Source organism: Mesorhizobium sp. LHD-90, assembly GCF_030929505.1.
Lineage (GTDB): Bacteria > Pseudomonadota > Alphaproteobacteria > Rhizobiales > Rhizobiaceae > Kumtagia.
Window position 1 is genome coordinate 38,777 of sequence record NZ_JAVFVV010000017.1, and the last position, 17,452, is coordinate 56,228.

The window sequence follows — 17,452 nt, forward strand, 5'->3', positions numbered from 1 at the left end:
TCTGCTAGGGCGGCCACGCAGTTCGCGAGAGGGCGCCGCATGACCGACAAGCGTTGGGCCTATGAGGATTTCGAGGTGGGCGCCTCGATCCCGCTCGGCAGCAAACTGGTGACGGCCGCAGAGATCGTCGAATTCGCATCCGAGTTCGATGCGCAGCCCATGCATCTCGACGAGGAAGCAGGCAAGGCCAGCATCCTGGGCGGCCTGTCCGCCTCCGGCTGGCACAGTTGCGCGATGCTGATGCGCATGATCTGCGATGCCTATCTGCTGGACTCGACCTGCCAGGGCGCGCCCGGCGTCGATCACATGCGGTGGAAAAAGCCGGTGCTGGCCGGCGACACGCTGACCGGCGCAAGCACGATCACCGCCAAGCGGCTGTCGCAGTCGCGGCCGAAACTCGGCTTCGTCACCTTCCGATACGAACTCGCCAACCAGAAGGGCGAAACGGTGCTCGAGATGCAGAACACGGCGATGTTCCTGCGCAGGAATCCGTCATGACCCTCGACGACTATCTTGAAATCGGCGTCACCGTTCCGATCGGCAGCTACGTCTTCACCGCCGAGCGCATCAAGGCGTTTGCCGCCAAATACGATCCGCAGCGGTTTCATATGGACGAGAAGCAGGCCGAGCACTCGGTCTTCGGCCGTCTCTGCGCCTCGGGTTGGCAGACGGCGGCCGCCTGGATGAAGTGCAACCTCGCCACGCCCGCCCATGGCGACCGGCCCTGGAACGGCGACGGCCCGGAGCCGGAATTCGGCCCCTCCCCCGGCTTTTCCAACATGAAATGGCTGAAGCCGGTCTATGCCGGCGAGACGGTTTCTTATACCCGCACCATCCTCGGCCACCGGCCGATGTCGACCCGGCCCGGCTGGCGGCTGGTCTCGCTGCGCTCGGAAGGGTTCGACTCGACCGGCGACAAGGTCATCGAGTTCGACAGCGCGGTGCTGGTAAAGGTGGAATGACCACACGCCGATCAGGTCCGGCTTGCCGCTGCCAACACCCCTGACGCAGACTGAAAGAATATTGCGGCCGCTGTCCGAACTTGGGCGGCTCGCGCGTCATTGGCTCGGGCGACGATGAGCGCGCTCCAGCCGAAAGGACCAAGCCATGCAGTATTCGCTTCTCTTCTATCAAACTCCCGAGGTATTCGCAGAGCGGGAAGATCCGGAAAAGCACAAGGCCTTTCATGCAGCCTTCGTTCCCTACATGAAGGCGATGCATGATGCCGGCATTGTGGTTGCGGGCGCCGGCCTTCAGAAGCCCGATACAGCGACTTCACTCAGGCCCGGCGACGGCGGTCACCGCGTCCAGGACGGGCCGTTCGCCGACACCAAGGAACAGCTTGCCGGCTTCTTCATCATCGATGTCCCGGATATGGACGCCGCGCTGAAATGGGCGGCACGCTATCCGGCCAGCCCGGGCTTCGGAGTGGAGGTTCGCCCCTGCCTGCCACCGGCGGACCATGAGGCCGTGCTGAGGATGATGGCCGAGAGCTGAGGCGCTGCCTTGGACGCCAACGACGTGGTCGAGCAGGCGGCGCGCGAATCCTACGGCCGCCTGCTGGCCTTCCTCTCGGCCCGCTCGCGCGACATTGCGGCCGCCGAGGACGCGCTCGCCGATGCCTTCGGCGCGGCGTTGGCGGACTGGCCGCGTTCCGGCGTTCCAGCCAATCCCGAAGCCTGGCTGCTGACGGCGGCCCGCCGCAAGCTGGTCGATGCGGCTCGCCGTCGTCAAGTTCGGGACAAATCGATGCCGGCGCTGCTGCTGGCTGCCGAAGAAGCCGAGGTGCTTGTCATGGAACCTTCAGGCCTGGCAGACGAGCGGTTGAAGCTGCTGTTCACCTGCGCCCATCCCGCGGTCGATGCTGCGATCCGCACGCCGCTGATGCTGCAGGCGGTGCTCGGGCTCGATGCCGCGCGCATCGCTTCCGCTTTCTGCATAAGCCCGGCGGCGATGGCACGCCGCCTGACACGGGCCAAGGCCCGCCTCCAGGAGGCCGGCATACCGTTCGAGCCACCGGAGGCGGACGAGCTTGCGCCCCGGCTGGACGCAGTGCTGGATGCGATCTATGCCGCTTATGGCAGCGGCTGGGACTATGTGGCCGGCAGCGATCCCAACCTGCGCGGTCTCGCCGGCGAGGCTGTCTATCTCGGCCGGCTGATCGTGACACTGCTCCCGCAAGAGCCGGAGGCGCGTGGCCTGCTCGCGCTGATGCTCCACTGCGAGGCGCGCCGCGCCGCACGGCGTGACGCGCACGGCGCATACGTGCCTCTTGCCGAGCAGGATTGCGCGCTCTGGTCCGCGTCCCTCGCCCGCGAGGCTGAGGACCAGCTCACCGAAGCCTCCCACCCGGGCCGGCTCGGCCGCTTCCAGCTCGAAGCCGCGATCCAATCCGTGCATGCCAGGCGCGCCGTAACCGGCGAGACCGACTGGGAGGGAGTGGCGCTGCTTTACGAAGGCCTCGTACGGCTGGCGCCGACCATCGGCGCGCTGGTCGGCCGCGCGGCGGCGATCGGCGAGGCTCGCGGCGCAGAGGCTGGACTGGCGCTGCTATGGGAACTGCCCAAGACGGCTGTCGCATCTTACCAGCCCTATTGGGCGCTGAAGGGGCATCTCTTTGCCAAGGTTGGCTCGATCGCCGAAACGGCGGACGCCTATGGGCGCGCGATCGGCCTATGTGACGACCCGGCCATGCGCGCCTTCCTCATCGCCCGGACAGAAGAAGTTCTTTCGTCAAGATCGAGAACCCGCCTGCATTGAGGCAGCCAGAACGGCGTCTAGTGGTCCGATTCTGACATTTGCATCCCGCCGATACAACCCGCTCAGGCAAATGTCAGAATCAAAGGACCACTAGCAAGTATATGATTCTAGTGGAACTTTGAATTTGACATTCGCATGTTCCGCGTGATGTCAGATGGGATGCGAATGTCAAATTCGTTCCACTAGACGTCAATGCCCCTCGAAACCGATCAGCGTCCTCACCGGCACGCCGAGCGCTTCCAGCCTGGCGCGGCCGCCGAGGTCGGGCAGGTCGATGACAAAACAGGCGGCGACGATGTCGGCGCCGATCTGGCGGAGCAGCTTGACCGCCGCCTCCGCCGTGCCGCCGGTGGCGATCAAATCGTCGACGAGGATCACCTTCTCACCCGCCGCCACGCCGTCCTTGTGCATCTCCATCTCGTCGATGCCGTATTCGAGGCTGTAGGCGACGCGCACCGTCTCGTGCGGCAGCTTGCCCTTCTTGCGGATCGGCACGAAGCCGGCGGAGAGCTGGTGTGCGATCGCCCCGCCGAGGATGAAGCCGCGCGCCTCGATGCCGGCGATCTTCTCGATCTTTGTTCCTGCATAGGGATGCACCAGCTCGTCGATCGCCCGGCGGAAGGCGCGCGCGTCGCCGAGCAGGGTGGTGATGTCGCGGAACAGGATGCCGGGCTTGGGATAGTCCGGAATGGTGCGGATCGACGACAGCAGGAAGTCTTCGAGGGAAGGTTTCATGGTTCCAGATAATACGCGAACAGATGCATGCACAATGCCAAAGCGCGAGCTTCAACACAGGGGGTCCCAAATGGGACCGTATCGTTCCCTGAAGGCCCCCTTGATACCCCCTGCTGGCCAAACTACTTTTGCATGAGCGGAGGATGCCATGCAGCCGACCATTTCCATCGAAGACACCGCCATTTGGATCAGTCACGTCAAGGACGCGAAGCTCAAGCAGCGCCTGGATCAAATGGAAGAGAACGATACGATCCATCTCGTGGCGGACGGGGTAGTCGGACAATGGGTGAAGATGAGACGCGGCAAGGACGGCAGGCCGACACGCGGCATCAGGCCGGATGGCGAGATGAAAAACATCTGGAACGAATGGTTCCGCCAGCGCAAGGGCGACCGCATCATCGTTCATGAAGTCCGACTGGCCGACGACTATTTGAGGGAGGGCTCCGTTCTCTTCTCCGAATGGGAAAGCCCGGAGGACGAAGAGGCTTTCCGTGATCTTTGATCGCTACCAGGTCGTCGTCGTTCCCTACCCATTTCATGAAAGGCCGATCACAAAGCGGCGGCCAGCCCTGGTTCTGTCGGGCAGACGGTTCAATGAGGAAAACGACCAGACTTGGGTGGCGATGATCACCACGGCCAAGGAGACGAGTTGGCCCAGCGATATTGTGATCAAGGATCTGGAGACCGCGGGGCTCAAGCATCCTTGCGTATTGCGGTTCCGCTTCCAGACGTTGCCGAACCCGATCTTCGTCAGGGCAATCGGCCATCTCGCCGGTCTTGACCGTCTGGCGTGCGAGAGGCAACTCGCGAATATGCTGCTTTAGAGCGTTTCTTGCTTAGATTGAACCATTCTGCCGGCGATGGTTTGGGACAAGGTCGAGGGCTTCGGCGAAGTTCGGGCTGGTGGCCCGGACGAGACGAAGCCCGAAGGATTTGTCCCAAACCAGCCCGGCCCTTCGGGTTTGCGTTTGGCGGACGCCCACTTCGTCAGGCCGCTTGCCCGGGCAACCAGCCCGATCTGCGCGGCCTTCCTTGTGGATCGCCTCGCCAAACGACAAACAGAATGATTCAATCCAAGCAAGAAACGCTCTAACGAAAAAGGGCGCCGTCGGCGCCCCCGGTTTCATGAAGGAGCGGCCCGCTCAGTGCGACACTTGGCGCCACACCCGCTTCTTGGTCAGATAGACCAGCACACCGAAAATCAGCAGGAACGCGATGACGCTGAAGCCGGTCTGCTTGCGTTCGGCAAGGTGCGGCTCGGCCGCCCACATCAGGAAGGCCGAGACGTCGCGCGAATACTGGTCGACCGTCTGCGGCGTGCCGTCGTCATAAGTCACCTGGTCGTCGCTGATCGGCGGCGCCATCGCCAGCGACTTGCCGGCGATGAAATACGGGTTGTAGTGCGTGCCTTCAGGGATGGCCATGCCGGCGGGCGGCTCCTGGCCGTAGCCGGTGAGCAGGGCGTGGATATAGTCCGGGCCGCCTTCGGCGTACTGCGTGAATACGTCGAAGACGAACTGCGGAAAACCGCGCTCGACGCCGCGCGCCTTGGCGAGCAGCGACATGTCGGGCGGCGCAGCGCCGCCATTGGCGGCGGCCGCAGCCTGCTCGTTGGGGAACGGCGACGGGAAATAGTCGGACGGGATGCCCGGGCGTTCGAACATGTCGCCAGCATCGTTCGGGCCGTCCTGGACCGTGTATTCGGCGGCAATCGCCTTCACCTGGGCTTCCGAATAGCCGAGTTCCGACAGCGTGCGGAAAGCCACCAGGTTCATCGAATGGCAAGCCGAACAGACCTCCTTGTAGACCTTGAAGCCGCGCTGCAACTGCCCCTTGTCGTACTTGCCGAACGGCCCGGCGAAGGTCCAGTCCATCTGCTCCGGCTTGTGGATCGGGAAATGGGTCGGCTCGGCCGCGCTGTGGCCCTCTTCCTGGGCGCTGGCGGCGCCGAGCGAGCAGGCCAGGGCGAAGGACAGCGCGGCGGCGCCTTTGAGAATCTTTTTCATGAAAGTCCCTCTCGAGATTCTCTTCGGCCTCAGCCCTTGGTTTCCGGCGAGGCAGTCGCGCCGGCCGGATGACCAGCCCCGCCCTTGTTCTTCGCCAGCACCGCCTCGGTGATCGAGTTCGGCATCCGCTTCGGCGTCTCGATCAGACCGAGCACCGGCATGACGACAATGAAGAAGGCGAAGTAATAGAGCGTGGCGACCTGCGCCATCGCCACGTAGGAGCCTTCCGCCGGGCGGGAGCCAAGCCAGCCGAGGAAGATGGCGTCGATCACGAACAGCCAGAAGAACAGCTTGTACCAGGGTCGGTAGACCGCCGAGCGCACCTTCGACGTGTCGAGCCACGGCACCACGAACAGCACCGCGATGGCGCCGAACATGGCGAGCACGCCGCCCAGCTTGGAGTCGATCGGCCCGATGTTGAAGGTGATGGCGCGCAGGATGGCGTAGAACGGCAGGAAGTACCATTCGGGCACGATATGCGCTGGCGTCTTCAGCGGGTTGGCCGGGATATAGTTGTCCGGATGGCCGAGGAAGTTCGGGATGTAGAACACGAACCAGGCGAACAGCAGGAAGAACAGGAGCATCGCGAACCCGTCCTTGATGGTTGCATAGGGCGTGAACGCCACCGTGTCCGTCTTCGACTTGACCTCGATGCCGGTCGGGTTGGTCTGGCCGACCACGTGCAGCGCCCAGACGTGCAGCACGACGACGCCGGCGATCATGAACGGCAGGAGGTAGTGCAGCGCGAAGAAGCGGTTCAGCGTCGGATTGTCGACCGCGAAACCGCCCAGCAGCAGTTCCTGGATCCAGGTGCCGACCAGCGGGATGGCGGTGAAGAAGCCGGTGATGACGGTCGCGCCCCAGAAGCTCATCTGCCCCCACGGCAGCACGTAGCCCATGAAGCCGGTCGCCATCATCAACAGGTAGATGATGCAGCCGAGGATCCACAGCAGTTCGCGCGGCGCCTTGTAGGAACCGTAATAGAGACCGCGGAAGATGTGGATGTAGACGGCAAAGAAGAACATCGAGGCGCCGTTGGAATGCAGGTAGCGCAGCAACCAGCCCGAATTCACGTCGCGCATGATCTTCTCGACCGCGTCGAACGCCAGCCTGGTATCGGCCACGTAGTGCATGGCCAGCACGACGCCTGTCAGGATCTGCGCCACCAGCATGATCGCCAGAATGCCGCCGAACGTATAGGCATAGTTCAGGTTGCGCGGCACCGGATAGGCAATAAAGGAATCGTAGACGAGGCGCGGCAACGGCATGCGCGCGTCGATCCAGCGTCCGATGCCTGTCTTCGGCGTATAGGTCGAGTGTCCACCGCTCATGATGTTTCCCCCTGGACCGTCAGCCGACGCGGATCTTGGTATCGGAAATGAAGGAGAACACCGGTACGGCCATGTTCTCCGGGGCCGGGCCCTTTCGGATGCGGCCGGCGGTGTCATAGGACGAGCCGTGGCACGGGCAGAACCAGCCGCCATATTCGCCCTGCTGGCCGAGCGGGATGCAGCCCAGATGGGTGCACACGCCAATCATCACCAGCCAGTTCTCCTTGCCCTCTCCGGCCGAGCGGTCGAGATCGTTGGCCGGCGCGTCGGAGGTGAGGTTGGCGTTGCGGGCCAGCGGGTCCTTGAGTTCGTTGAGCGACACCTTCTGGGCGACTTCGATCTCTTCGGGCGTGCGGTTGCGGATGAATACCGGCTTGCCGCGCCACTTGACCGTCAGCGACATTCCCGGCGTCAGCGACGACACATCGACCTCGACGCTCGACAGCGCCAACGTCGAGGCATCCGGCCGCATCTGGTCGATGAATGGCCACGCCAACGCACCGGCGCCGACAACGCCAGCCATGCCGGTCGCAATATAGAGAAAATCGCGGCGGGAGGGATCGATCGTATCGTCTGCGCTCACGGAACTGGCTTCCTTTCGCCTTACCCCCTGCCGGCGGCGAGTCTTGGTCCCGCTCATCACACCGGCCCCTATTCGCGTGGCGATACGGGCTGGCGACATCCTCCGGCATTTTGGGCTGGTTTATGCGTGATGCCCGCGCTTGTCCAGACGCGCGGAGGCGGGACGGCAGATTGTCGCGGGGACGGGTTGGATGACCGGAAATTGACGTCAGTCCGCCGATGTAGCAATATTGCTACATCGATCTGCCGAGGTGACGCCATGAACATCCGGGCAAAGGCATCCACCACCTTCACGAGTCGCGAATTCAACCAGGACACGGCGCGCGCCAAGCGCGCCGCAAAGGACGGGCCGGTTTTTATCACCACGCGGGGCGAGCCGTCCTATGTGCTGCTTACGAAACAGGAATATGATCGCCTGAAGCGAGCTGAGACGCCTCCGAAGAAGGAGTTCAAGAGCCTCGCGGAAGCGTTGGCCGATAATCGGCCGGAAGCGGATTTCGACTTCAAAATCCCTGAATTCAAGGGCGTGTTCAAGGGTTTCGAGTTCGACTGATGTGGCTGTTGGATACCAACGTCATTTCCGAGCTCAGAATCCCGGACCGATCTCACAAGGCGGTGCGCGCATGGTCATTGCAACAGGACCCCGAGCAGTTTTTCATCTCGGTCTCGACCGTGCTGGAAGTCCAGTACGGTGCCTTGCTGCTGCAGCACCGTGACAAGGTGCAGGGCGCGATGTTTACGTCATGGGTACAGGAACGGGTTCTAACCGATTTTTCCGGCCGTATCCTGCCAACGACCGTTGAGATCGCACTGGTGTGCGCCGGCCTGCACGTACCGAATCGCCGCGGAGAGCGCGACGCGCTGATCGCCGCCACCGCGCTCGTCCATGGCCTGACCGTCGTCACCCGCAACACGCGCGACTTCGAAGGCACCGGCGTCAAACTCTTCAATCCGTGGGAGGCCGCCCGATGAGCGCTGTCACGAAAGCCGAGGATTGGCTGACCGACCTCGCCGGTTTCCAGGGCGAATGGCAGGGCACGGCACACGGCGCCGGCATCTGCGTCATCGCCAACCGCATCGACGGACCCGGCAGCGGGCCGCGGCTGCACAAGCATCCCTATCCGGAAGTCTTCGTCATCCGCCGCGGCAGCGCGCTTTTCACGATTGGCAGCGAAAAGATCGAGGCCGGGGAAGGATCGATCCTGGTCGCTCCGGCCGGCACACCGCACAAATTCGAGAATAGCGGTCCCGGCCCGCTGGAGACCATCGACATCCACCAGAACGGCAGCTTCGTCACCGAATGGCTTGAATAGACTCGGCGTCCGGCGGGGACTTTCCTGCGGGACGCTTCCGCGCCGTACAGCGCGGCATCTTCGAGGCGGTGCCGAGGGCCTACTTCGCCCCCAGCCGCACCAGCACCTCGCGCGGGATCCGATACTCGCGGATGACGTCGTCGTGGCGCTTGAGGCCGCAAAGCTCGCGCTGCACGAAATAGGCGTAGACCGCCTCGGCCGCCGCCTTCAGAAGCACGGCGCGATCGGCGGCATCGCCCTCATGCGTCTTGAGCCGAGCCATCACCGCCTCCACCTTGCGGCCCGCGGTGCCCAGCGTCGTCGCCATCTCGGCGACGATCTCGTAGTCCAGCACGTCGAGGCCGGTCCTGCCGCGCATCGCAAGATCGCCGCTGCCCGGAAGCTTAAGCGACATCGCTCGAACTGCTCCTTGTGCGCGGCGATGCGGTCGGCCGCGCCAGCTTCATCCTGTGCGTCGCCCCGTCGTCACCGTCCAGGCGTTCGAAGCCAAGCGTTTCATAAAACCCGAATGCCGTTTCCGGCGAGCGCGTGTTGAGCACCGGAAAATGCTTTCGCGCCTTGTCGATGGCGCTCCACACAAGCTGCCGGCCGACGCCGTTCATGCGGTGCGCGGTTCCGACATAAAGATGCCGCACGCGACCCTCGCGACGGCCCGCGACATAGGGATCGACATTGAGCCCGCAGACGCCGGCAAGCTCATTGTCCAGCCAGGCCCCGAACAGCGCCTCGCCGCGCTTGTTGAACCGGTTGCGGCCGTCCTCCCAGTTGTTGGCCAGGGTGACGAGCATCCAGAAGCCCTCCTTCCGGCTTTCCTCCGCCAGCGCAGAAAACGCTTCATGATTGGGGTCGAGGCGCTTGATTTGATAGCGCGGTGTGCGGGCCAGCATGGCTTCGCTCCATGAAAAAATGGCATGCAGTTAGATGGGCATCAGGGACGCGGAAAACCACCGCCCGCAGACCCGTTCACGTGAATTTCGGCAGGCCTATTCCGCCGCCAGCCGGTCCGGCAAAAAGCCGCCGGACTGCCGTTTCCAAAGCTGCGCGTAGAGGCCGCCCCGGGCGATCAGGGCCTCGTGCGTGCCCTCCTCTACAATCCGCCCACGGTCGAGCACGATAAGCCGGTCGAGCGCCGCGATAGTCGACAGCCGGTGCGCGATGGCGATGACCGTCTTGCCCTCCATCAGCCGGTAGAGATTGTCCTGGATCGCCGCCTCGACCTCCGAATCCAGCGCCGAGGTCGCCTCGTCGAGGATCAGGATTGGCGCGTCCTTAAGCATCATCCTGGCAATTGCGATGCGCTGCCGCTGGCCGCCCGACAGTTTCACGCCGCGCTCGCCGACATGCGCCTCGTAGCCTTTTCGGCCGCGCGGATCGGCCACGCCCATGATGAAGTCGTGCGCCGCCGACCGCCGCGCGGCATCCTCGATCTCGGCTTGGCTGGCGCCGGCCTTTGCGTAGCCGATATTGTCGTGGATGGAGCGGTGCATCAGCATCGCCTCCTGGCTGACCACGCCGAACTGGGCGCGCAGCGACGCCTGGGTGACTGAACGCACGTCGTGCCCGTCGATCAGAACCCTGCCCTTCTCCACGTCGAACAGGCGCAGCGCCAGGTTGACGATCGTCGTCTTGCCGGCGCCGGACGGTCCAACCAGCGCCACCCGCTCGCCCGGCCGGACGTGCAGGTTGAGGTTCTCGATGATCCCGCCGCCCTTGCCGTAGTGGAAGGAAACATTCTCGAAGCGTATGTCGCCTTTGGCGCGCGGCAGCACGGCGGCGCCCGCAGCGTCGCGGATCGCCGGCTCGACCGAGATGGTGCGCGTCGCATCCTGCACGGTGGCGTAGTTGCGGATCAGCCCGTTGATGTTGAACATCATCCAGCCCGACATCTGGTTCAGCCGGAACACCAGCCCCATCGCCGCCGCGACCGCGCCGGTGGAAATCTCGCCGCGCGAAAAACTCAGCATGCACAGCGCCGCAATCGCGCTCATCATGATGCCGTTGAGCAGCGCCACCGACGCGCGCACCGTCGTAACCGCACGCGTCAGCCGCTTGACGGCAGCCAGAAAACGCTCCAGCCCGTCGCGCATGTAGGCGTGCTCGCGCCGGCCGCTGTCGAACAGCTTTACCGCCATGATGTTGGTGAAGGCGTCGACCAGCCGTCCATTGAAGATCGAGCGCTCGTCGGCGGTCGCGCGGCCCGCCCGCCGCATCTCCGGCAGCAGGAACCAGACGATGCCGCCGTAGCCGACGAACCACAGCGCCACCACCAGCCCCATCCACGGGTCGAGTGACACGAGGATGGTGATCGCCAGCACGACAAAGGTCAGGAACGACCACATGGTCTGAAGCACGTTGACGATGAAGTCGCCGACGGCCTCGCCGCCCTGCATGATTTTCGTCGCGATACGGCCGGCGAAGTCATTCTGGTAAAAATCGTAGGGCTGCTCGATGACACGCCGGAACGCCTGCCAGCGCACCATGGAGAAGAAACCCGGCACCACCACCTGCTGCTCGACCACCGCCGAGGCGATCATCACCGCCGTACGCACGACAAGCAGCAGCGCCAGCAGCCCCGCCAGCGCCTGCCAGTGGTCGGCAAACAGCGTCGCCGGATTCGCGTGGTCGAGCAGGTCGATCAGCCAGCCGACTGCCCAGTAGAGGGCAGCATCCACCGCACCCGCCGCGCCGCCGACGATGAGCAACAGAACGAACGGCCAGCGCGCCTGGTTGGCGAAATAGAGGATGAAGCGCCACGCGTCCTTCGGCAGTACTTCCCTGTCGGTGTCCTGAAACGCGTCGATCGAATTCTCGGCACGCTGCCAGAGTTTTTCACGGGAGCCGGTCTCACTCATGCCGGGCCTCTGTGTCGGAATGACTCGTGCTTCACACAAAAATGTGCAATATTCTCGCGCGGCGGGTAGGCGGAAAAATGACGCGCGAGGCTTTGATCCGGGAGTTGCGCAAATGGGCGCGAAGGAACGGTGTACATTTCGAAGTCATTGAAGACAGGGGCAAGGGCTCGCACTGTCGTGTCGAACTGGGATCCAGGAACACGATTATCAAGTCTGGAGAATTGAGGCCGGGCTATGTGGCACTCATCAAGAGGCAGTTGGGCGTCGACTAAGGTGGGGCAATGACCACTGCGCGATCCGGCGATCCGCCCAGACCACAATCGGAGCAGACTGTTATGGACTACGTTTACCCCGCTTTGTTCCAGCCTGAGCCCGATGGCGGCTTTCTGGTGACCTTTCCGGACGTGCCGGAAGCCATTACCCAGGGCGACGATTTTGCAGACGCCAAGGCCAGCGCGTCCGACGCTCTGGGACTGGCGTTGCGCGGCTATCTTGCGCACGGCAAGGCGCTGCCTACCCCGTCGCGGCGCAAAGGTGGCCAAATTGACGTACCTGTCGAAATGGCCAATGCCCTCAAGATCGCCGTGGTCGAAGCATTTCAGCTCTCCGGCATTTCCAAGTCGGAATTCGCCAGAAGGCTCGGCAAGGCAGACACCGAGGCACACCGCATCCTCGATCCCGACCACCCGACCAAGCTTGTCACGCTGGAGGCCGCGTTGAAACTGTTCGGCAAGCAGGTCTTCGTCACGGTCAGGGACGCGGCGTGACAAACGCATAGCAAGCCGCGACCTCACTCCGCCGCCGCCTTCGCCCTGGTCGCGTCGATCTCGCCAACCTCGTCGTCCGGCAAGAAGCCGCCGGACTGACGCTGCCAGAGCTGCGCGTAGAGCCCGTCGCGCGCCAGCAACTCGTCGTGGCTGCCCTGCTCGATCACCGCACCCTTGTCCATGACGATCAGCCGGTCCATGGCCGCGATGGTCGACAGCCGGTGCGCGATGGCGATCACCGTCTTGCCCTCCATCAGCCGGTAGAGGTTTTCCTGGATTGCCGCCTCGACTTCCGAGTCAAGCGCCGAGGTCGCCTCGTCCAAAATCAGGATCGGCGCGTCCTTGAGCATAACGCGGGCGATGGCGATGCGCTGGCGCTGTCCACCGGACAGCTTCACGCCGCGCTCGCCCACATGCGCGTCAAAACCCCTTCGGCCCTTCGGGTCGCCCAGCGCCGCGATGAAGTCGAGCGCTTCGGCCCGGCGAGCCGCCTCCACGACCATTTCCTCGGTGGCGTCCGGCCGGCCGTAGAGGATGTTCTCGCGCACCGAGCGGTGCAGCAGCGAGGTGTCCTGCGTCACCATGCCGATCTGTGCGCGCAGCGAATCCTGCATCACCGAGGCGATGTCCTGGCCATCGACCAGGATTCGGCCGCTCTCAAGGTCATAGAAGCGCAGCAGAAGGTTGACCAGCGTCGACTTGCCGGCGCCGGAGCGGCCGACAATGCCGACCTTCTCGCCGGGTGCGACATGGATCGACAGATTGTCGATGACGCCCTTGCCCTTACCATAGTGAAAACCGACGCGGTCGAAGACGATGTCGCCCTTGTCGACCACGATCTCCTTCGCGCCGGGCTTGTCCTCGACCAGGCGCGGCAGCGAGATCGAGTTGATGCCGTCCTGCACCGTGCCGATGTTCTCGAACAGGCCGGACATCTCCCACATCACCCAGTGCGACATGCCCCACATTCTCAGCACCACGCCGATCGCCACCGCCACCGCGCCCACCGACACGAGGTTCTGCAACCAAAGCCAGATGGCGACGCCGCTGACGCCGACCAGCAGCGCCGCGTTCAGCAGGCCGAGTAGCACGAACAGCGTGGTCACCAGCCGCATCGACCGGTAGACGGTGTCCATGAAGCCGCTCATCGCGTCGCGTGCATAGGACGCCTCGCGCCGCGCATGCGAGAACAGTTTGACCGTCTGGATGTTGGAGTAGCTGTCGGCGATGCGGCCGGTCATGGTCGAGCGCGCGTCCGCCTGCTCCTGGCCGACCTTGCCGAGGCGCGGAATGAAATAGCGCAGCAGCCAGACATAGCCGGCCAGCCAGACGAGCAGCGGCAGCATCAGCCGCCAGTCGGCCATGCCCACGAGCACCAGCACGCTGACGAAATAGATGCTGACATAGTTCAGCACCTCGAACAGTTTTATGATGCAGTCGCGCACGGCGAGCGCCGTCTGCATCAGCTTCGTGGCGATACGGCCAGCGAACTCGTCCTGGTAGAAGGTCATCGACTGCTTGAGCAGGTAGCGATGCACCTTCCAGCGGATGCGCATGGGATAGTTGCCCATCACCGTCTGCTGGGTCAGCATCTGGCGGATAAGGTCGAGCCCCGGTGAGATCACCAGGATGATCAGCGCCATGCCGGCGAGCTTCCAGCCCTCGGTCTGCAGGAAGGTCGCGCGATCAGCGTTGGACAGCCAGTCGACGATGCTGCCCATGAAGCCGAACAGCCACACCTCGATGACGGCGAGGACCGCCGACAGCAGCGTCGAGACGATGATATAGGGCCACGCGCCCTTGCTGTAGTGCAGGCAGAAGGCGATCAGCGTTTTTGGCGGCTCCGTCGGCTCGGCAGCCGGAAACGGATCGAGCCTTTTTTCGAACCAGGCGAACATGCATATGCTCTTTCAAAATCGGATGCCGAGCCGCGCCGCCGTCTAGGCGGCGCGGCTCCAGGATTTGACGCTCGTCGGCCGATTCTCCGGCGTTGCTGCGTCCGAATCCCCTGCGGCGAGCTTAAGATAGGGTTTTCGCTCGGCTTCGCCGAGGGCCCTGTCGTCGGCTCCTGACTCGACTTCGCCGGCGGCCGGTCCGGCTATGGGCTGGCGCCTCCCGGTGAGGAGCCGGAACAGCCGGCTGACCAGGCCCGGCCGGCGCGGGGCCGGCACAGCGCGGGAAAAGTCGACGTCGGGCAACTGGCCCCGATGCGGCCGCCGCGGCGGCTTTTCGGAACGGCCGCTATCCTGCCCGAGCGCCAGCGCCCAGGCCGCCAGCCGGAATTCGTCGATCCGGATGGGATCGAGCGGGTTTGATATCAGCGGTATATGCGGGCGACGCCGCCCGCTGTCAGGTCTGGAAAACATCGCAAAAATCCTTCGAGAACCGGGAACGGTCTTCGGCGGAAATCGCGATCGGCTTTTGGATTGTATGTCTAAAGCGTCGAACCGGTTCCGCCGTCAGGCGAGAGCCCATCGGATGGGGCGGTGAACGTCTACGGTCATCATGAATTCCATGCCCGCCTCCTTCGGTTCGAGTTGACAATGGCGCCTCAATAGCCGCATTCCGCTGGGAAAGCCACCCCCAAAGTTCCCGCGTCATGCCTCGCGTCAAAGCTGTGGCGCATTTGCAACTGACAGTCCGAGCACGTCCTTGGCCGCATTCCGCATCGCGCTCTACCAGCCCGACATAGCCGGCAACACAGGAGCCATCCTGCGCCTCGCCGCCTGTCTCGGCGTCGCCGTCGACATCGTCGAGCCGGCGGGATTCGACCTGTCCGACCGCGCGCTCAAACGCGCCGGCATGGACTATGTCGAAATGGCCGCGCTGACCCGGCATCTCGATTTTTCGGCCTTCGAGCAGTGGCGCCAGAGCGAGGGCCGCCGTCTCGTCCCGTTTTCGACCATGGCCGCCCTGCCCTATATGGACTTCGCGTTCACTGCCTCCGACATTCTCCTGTTCGGCCGCGAATCCGCCGGCGTCCCGGACCATGTCCACGAGGCCGCCGACGCGCGGCTGCTGATCCCGATGCCGGGCGGCGGCCGCAGCCTCAACCTCGCCCTTGCCGCCGCCATGGCGGCGGGAGAAGCGATGCGGCAGGTTGCGCCTCACCCTTGAGGAGAGGGGCGCGGAAAAAACCGAGCGGAACGCAAGACTTTTGACGGGGGTCGCCGACGAAGCGCTCCATCCTGAATCGACCAGTCTCACGATCTTCGCTTTGCTCCGACCGTCCGAAGACCCTCCCCACGAGGGAGGCGGTTCGCCGGTCGCCACGCCTGCCGCTCCTACAAACATCACGCTCCCTCCGGTTGTCGCCGAACGGATTCCTTGATAAAACCTCAACTAATATTGAGATCAAGAGGCGATCCATGCCACGGGAATTGACGGTCGGACAGGTCGCGGAGCGCGCCGGCATCGCGGTGTCGGCGCTGCACTTCTACGAGGCGAAGGGTCTTGTCCGCAGCCATCGCACGGCGGGAAACCAGCGCCGCTACGGCGGCGACGTGCTGCGCCGCGTCGCTGTCATCCGCATCGGCCAGGAGGCCGGCATCCCGCTGGCCGAGATCGGCGCCGCACTTGAATCATTGCCTGAAGGACGCACGCCGACGGCGAAGGATTGGAGTCTTCTTTCAAAGGGCTGGCGCGACAAGCTCGACCGTCGCATCCGTCAGTTGGAAGCCCTTCGAGACGGCCTGGATGACTGCATCGGCTGCGGCTGCCTATCAATCGACAAATGCAAGCTGCGCAATCCCGAGGACCGCCTCGCCGAGGACGGCCCCGGCGCCCGCCGGCTTGTGATCGCCGTGCCCAGGCGGTAATCGAAGTGACCCGACCCGGACGACCCTGTTGCCGATGAATCTACTCAAGGCCCGCGCCGGCCCAGACTTCAATCTCCAGACCCGCAGGGGCTCCACCAAGCTCATCCTGTTCTTCGGCGGCTTCGGCGCGCAGGACGGCAGGTTCCAATACTGGAAGGTCGGCAAAGCGCTCGGAACGCACTGCCTGTTTCTCAGCGACGGCAGAAAACACTGGTATCAGAGCGGCGTGCCGGGACTCGGGCACGATATCGAGGAGACCCTTGCCAGCATCCGTACCTGCGCCGCCGAACTCGGCGTGAAAGACATCTACACCTTCGGCCAGAGCATGGGTGCTCATGGCGCGATCCTCTACGGCGCGAAACTCGGCGCAAAGGTGATGGCCTTCGGCGCCGAGACGATCCTCGGCCTGGAAGCCAGCCGCAGCGACAGGCTGCTGCAGGCAGACGCGACGATCCTTTATCCGGACCTGCACGGCGTGATCGCCTCCGCCGCAAGACCGGTGTTCGCATTCGCCGGCGAAGAGGATCCGGTCGACCTCTATTGCATGAGCAAGGCCAGCGGGCTGCCCAACTACCATCCTCGCACCATAGTGGGCCAGGGCCACCATCTCGCCGCCTACCTGCATCAGTCGGACAGGTTGATCCCTCTGCTGCGCGCTTTCGTGGAGGATCGGCCGCTTCCGCTTACCGGAGAGGAAGGCGATGTCCTTGCCCGTCTGGGTCTGGCCGACGCGTTCTACGATCTCCACAGGCACTCCCGGGCGCGCCGGCGAACCGAGGCGGCCGAGGCGGGTCAACGGACGCTTTCGCTTAACGCGCGCTCCCGCGTCGCCCTGCATCTGACCGCAAAGGCGCTGCTGGAGACCGGCCGGGCCGCCGAGGCGCTCGATCCGGCCGAGCAAGCGCTGGCCATCGCTCCGGACATCATCGCTTATCGCTTTCTGCTGGCGCGTACCGTCGCGAGACTGGGCGATCTCGATCGCGCCATGAGCTTGTACAAGGAAATTGTCGCGACACAGCCGGACCACGCGCCGGCTTACAATCAGATCGCCGGCATCCATTACAAGCGCGGCGATTTTTTTGCGGCGCGGGAAGCGACGCGCCGCGCGCTGGAGTTGCGTCCCGGCCATGCCACATTCGCGAACCTTGGCGAGCGCATCGAAAAGAGGATTGCGGCACTTTCCGTCCAGGCGAACCCTCTGCAGCAGGATGAATCCGGCTCCTTTGCGGGCAAGGTCTCGTCCCTTTTCCGCACGCTCAAGGGTACGGTGGCGCGGCGACCATGACCG

22 protein-coding genes are annotated in these 17,452 nt (G+C 64.0%); 13 read left to right on the plus strand and 9 right to left on the minus strand.

The features are described 5' to 3' along the window. The first annotated feature begins 39 nt into the window (after positions 1-39). From RB623_RS22010 to RB623_RS22025, 4 genes are all read left to right on the plus strand, one after another. Positions 40-498, plus strand: a complete 459-nt coding sequence (locus RB623_RS22010) for a MaoC family dehydratase (protein ID WP_308059139.1) — start codon at positions 40-42, stop codon at positions 496-498. Continuing rightward, positions 495-962 carry a MaoC family dehydratase gene (locus RB623_RS22015; protein ID WP_308059140.1) on the plus strand — a complete coding sequence of 156 codons (468 nt, stop codon included), beginning with the start codon at positions 495-497 and terminating at the stop codon, positions 960-962. The genes RB623_RS22010 and RB623_RS22015 overlap by 4 nt, the downstream gene beginning before the upstream one ends. A 145-nt stretch (positions 963-1,107) precedes the next feature. After that, positions 1,108-1,497, plus strand: coding sequence for a YciI family protein (locus RB623_RS22020; protein WP_308059141.1), 390 nt, complete (start codon positions 1,108-1,110; stop codon positions 1,495-1,497). A 9-nt stretch (positions 1,498-1,506) separates the two neighbouring features. Next, positions 1,507-2,760, plus strand: a complete 1,254-nt coding sequence (locus RB623_RS22025; protein ID WP_308059142.1) for a DUF6596 domain-containing protein — start codon at positions 1,507-1,509, stop codon at positions 2,758-2,760. 189 nt (positions 2,761-2,949) lie between these two features. On the opposite strand, the gene RB623_RS22030 is transcribed toward RB623_RS22025, so the two are convergent. After that, positions 2,950-3,495: an adenine phosphoribosyltransferase gene (locus RB623_RS22030; RefSeq protein ID WP_308059143.1), complete on the minus strand. Its 546-nt coding sequence runs from the start codon at positions 3,493-3,495 to the stop codon at positions 2,950-2,952. Between the two features lie 148 nt (positions 3,496-3,643). Here RB623_RS22030 and RB623_RS22035 point away from each other — a divergent pair, with 148 nt between their 5' ends. Together RB623_RS22035 and RB623_RS22040 are read left to right on the plus strand one after the other, a co-directional pair. Beyond that, positions 3,644-3,997 carry a hypothetical protein gene (locus RB623_RS22035; protein ID WP_308059144.1) on the plus strand — a complete coding sequence of 118 codons (354 nt, stop codon included), beginning with the start codon at positions 3,644-3,646 and terminating at the stop codon, positions 3,995-3,997. Then, complete coding sequence (locus RB623_RS22040) at positions 3,987-4,319, plus strand: type II toxin-antitoxin system PemK/MazF family toxin (RefSeq protein WP_308059145.1); 333 nt, start codon at positions 3,987-3,989, stop codon at positions 4,317-4,319. Before RB623_RS22035 ends, RB623_RS22040 begins: the two co-directional genes overlap by 11 nt. 318 nt (positions 4,320-4,637) lie before the next feature. On the opposite strand, the gene RB623_RS22045 is transcribed toward RB623_RS22040, so the two are convergent. The 3 genes from RB623_RS22045 to petA are packed head-to-tail and all read right to left on the minus strand — an operon-like array spanning position 4,638 to position 7,415. Next, positions 4,638-5,501, minus strand: a complete 864-nt coding sequence (locus tag RB623_RS22045) for a cytochrome c1 (RefSeq protein WP_308059146.1) — start codon at positions 5,499-5,501, stop codon at positions 4,638-4,640. Positions 5,502-5,530: 29 nt separating this feature from the next. Further along, entirely contained in the window at positions 5,531-6,832 is a 1,302-nt protein-coding gene (locus RB623_RS22050; RefSeq protein WP_308059147.1) for a cytochrome b N-terminal domain-containing protein, read from the minus strand. Between the two features lie 19 nt (positions 6,833-6,851). Further along, positions 6,852-7,415, minus strand: a complete 564-nt coding sequence (petA, locus tag RB623_RS22055; RefSeq protein WP_374121725.1) for a ubiquinol-cytochrome c reductase iron-sulfur subunit — start codon at positions 7,413-7,415, stop codon at positions 6,852-6,854. Between the two features lie 258 nt (positions 7,416-7,673). Here petA and RB623_RS22060 point away from each other — a divergent pair, with 258 nt between their 5' ends. Genes RB623_RS22060 through RB623_RS22070 form a run of 3 tightly spaced genes read left to right on the plus strand, consistent with a single transcriptional unit; the run spans position 7,674 to position 8,727 of the window. Next, a complete protein-coding gene (locus tag RB623_RS22060) occupies positions 7,674-7,967 on the plus strand; it encodes a type II toxin-antitoxin system prevent-host-death family antitoxin (RefSeq protein WP_308059149.1) in 294 nt (97 codons plus the stop codon). Further along, on the plus strand, positions 7,967-8,386 hold the full coding sequence (locus RB623_RS22065) for a type II toxin-antitoxin system VapC family toxin (protein WP_308059150.1): 420 nt from the start codon (positions 7,967-7,969) through the stop codon (positions 8,384-8,386). The genes RB623_RS22060 and RB623_RS22065 overlap by 1 nt, the downstream gene beginning before the upstream one ends. Beyond that, positions 8,383-8,727 carry a cupin domain-containing protein gene (locus RB623_RS22070; RefSeq protein ID WP_308059151.1) on the plus strand — a complete coding sequence of 115 codons (345 nt, stop codon included), beginning with the start codon at positions 8,383-8,385 and terminating at the stop codon, positions 8,725-8,727. The genes RB623_RS22065 and RB623_RS22070 overlap by 4 nt, the downstream gene beginning before the upstream one ends. Before the next feature lie 79 nt (positions 8,728-8,806). On the opposite strand, the gene RB623_RS22075 is transcribed toward RB623_RS22070, so the two are convergent. The 3 genes from RB623_RS22075 to RB623_RS22085 all read right to left on the minus strand — a co-directional run bounded on the left by RB623_RS22075 (position 8,807) and on the right by RB623_RS22085 (position 11,579). Continuing rightward, on the minus strand, positions 8,807-9,121 hold the full coding sequence (locus tag RB623_RS22075) for a DUF6665 family protein (RefSeq protein ID WP_308059153.1): 315 nt from the start codon (positions 9,119-9,121) through the stop codon (positions 8,807-8,809). Continuing rightward, positions 9,111-9,614 carry a GNAT family N-acetyltransferase gene (locus RB623_RS22080; RefSeq protein ID WP_308059154.1) on the minus strand — a complete coding sequence of 168 codons (504 nt, stop codon included), beginning with the start codon at positions 9,612-9,614 and terminating at the stop codon, positions 9,111-9,113. The genes RB623_RS22075 and RB623_RS22080 overlap by 11 nt, the downstream gene beginning before the upstream one ends. A gap of 96 nt (positions 9,615-9,710) precedes the next feature. Further along, positions 9,711-11,579, minus strand: coding sequence for an ABC transporter ATP-binding protein (locus tag RB623_RS22085; RefSeq protein WP_308059155.1), 1,869 nt, complete (start codon positions 11,577-11,579; stop codon positions 9,711-9,713). Between the two features lie 335 nt (positions 11,580-11,914). Between RB623_RS22085 and RB623_RS22090 the strand changes: the two genes are divergently transcribed. After that, positions 11,915-12,346, plus strand: coding sequence for a type II toxin-antitoxin system HicB family antitoxin (locus tag RB623_RS22090; protein ID WP_308059156.1), 432 nt, complete (start codon positions 11,915-11,917; stop codon positions 12,344-12,346). A gap of 23 nt (positions 12,347-12,369) precedes the next feature. Here the strand turns inward: RB623_RS22090 and RB623_RS22095 are convergent, their stop codons facing one another. Beyond that, positions 12,370-14,244, minus strand: coding sequence for an ABC transporter ATP-binding protein (locus tag RB623_RS22095; RefSeq protein WP_308059157.1), 1,875 nt, complete (start codon positions 14,242-14,244; stop codon positions 12,370-12,372). Between the two features lie 42 nt (positions 14,245-14,286). Beyond that, positions 14,287-14,712 carry a hypothetical protein gene (locus RB623_RS22100; protein WP_308059158.1) on the minus strand — a complete coding sequence of 142 codons (426 nt, stop codon included), beginning with the start codon at positions 14,710-14,712 and terminating at the stop codon, positions 14,287-14,289. 286 nt (positions 14,713-14,998) lie between these two features. On the opposite strand from RB623_RS22100, the gene RB623_RS22105 reads away from it, so the two are divergent. From RB623_RS22105 to RB623_RS22115, 3 genes are all read left to right on the plus strand, one after another. After that, positions 14,999-15,463: a TrmH family RNA methyltransferase gene (locus RB623_RS22105; protein ID WP_308059159.1), complete on the plus strand. Its 465-nt coding sequence runs from the start codon at positions 14,999-15,001 to the stop codon at positions 15,461-15,463. Positions 15,464-15,714: 251 nt separating this feature from the next. Next, on the plus strand, positions 15,715-16,164 hold the full coding sequence (soxR, locus tag RB623_RS22110) for a redox-sensitive transcriptional activator SoxR (protein ID WP_308059160.1): 450 nt from the start codon (positions 15,715-15,717) through the stop codon (positions 16,162-16,164). Positions 16,165-16,198: 34 nt separating this feature from the next. Further along, positions 16,199-17,449 (plus strand): tetratricopeptide repeat protein, encoded by a 1,251-nt coding sequence (locus tag RB623_RS22115; RefSeq protein WP_308059161.1) that lies wholly within the window; start codon positions 16,199-16,201, stop codon positions 17,447-17,449. Positions 17,450-17,452 lie beyond the last annotated feature (3 nt).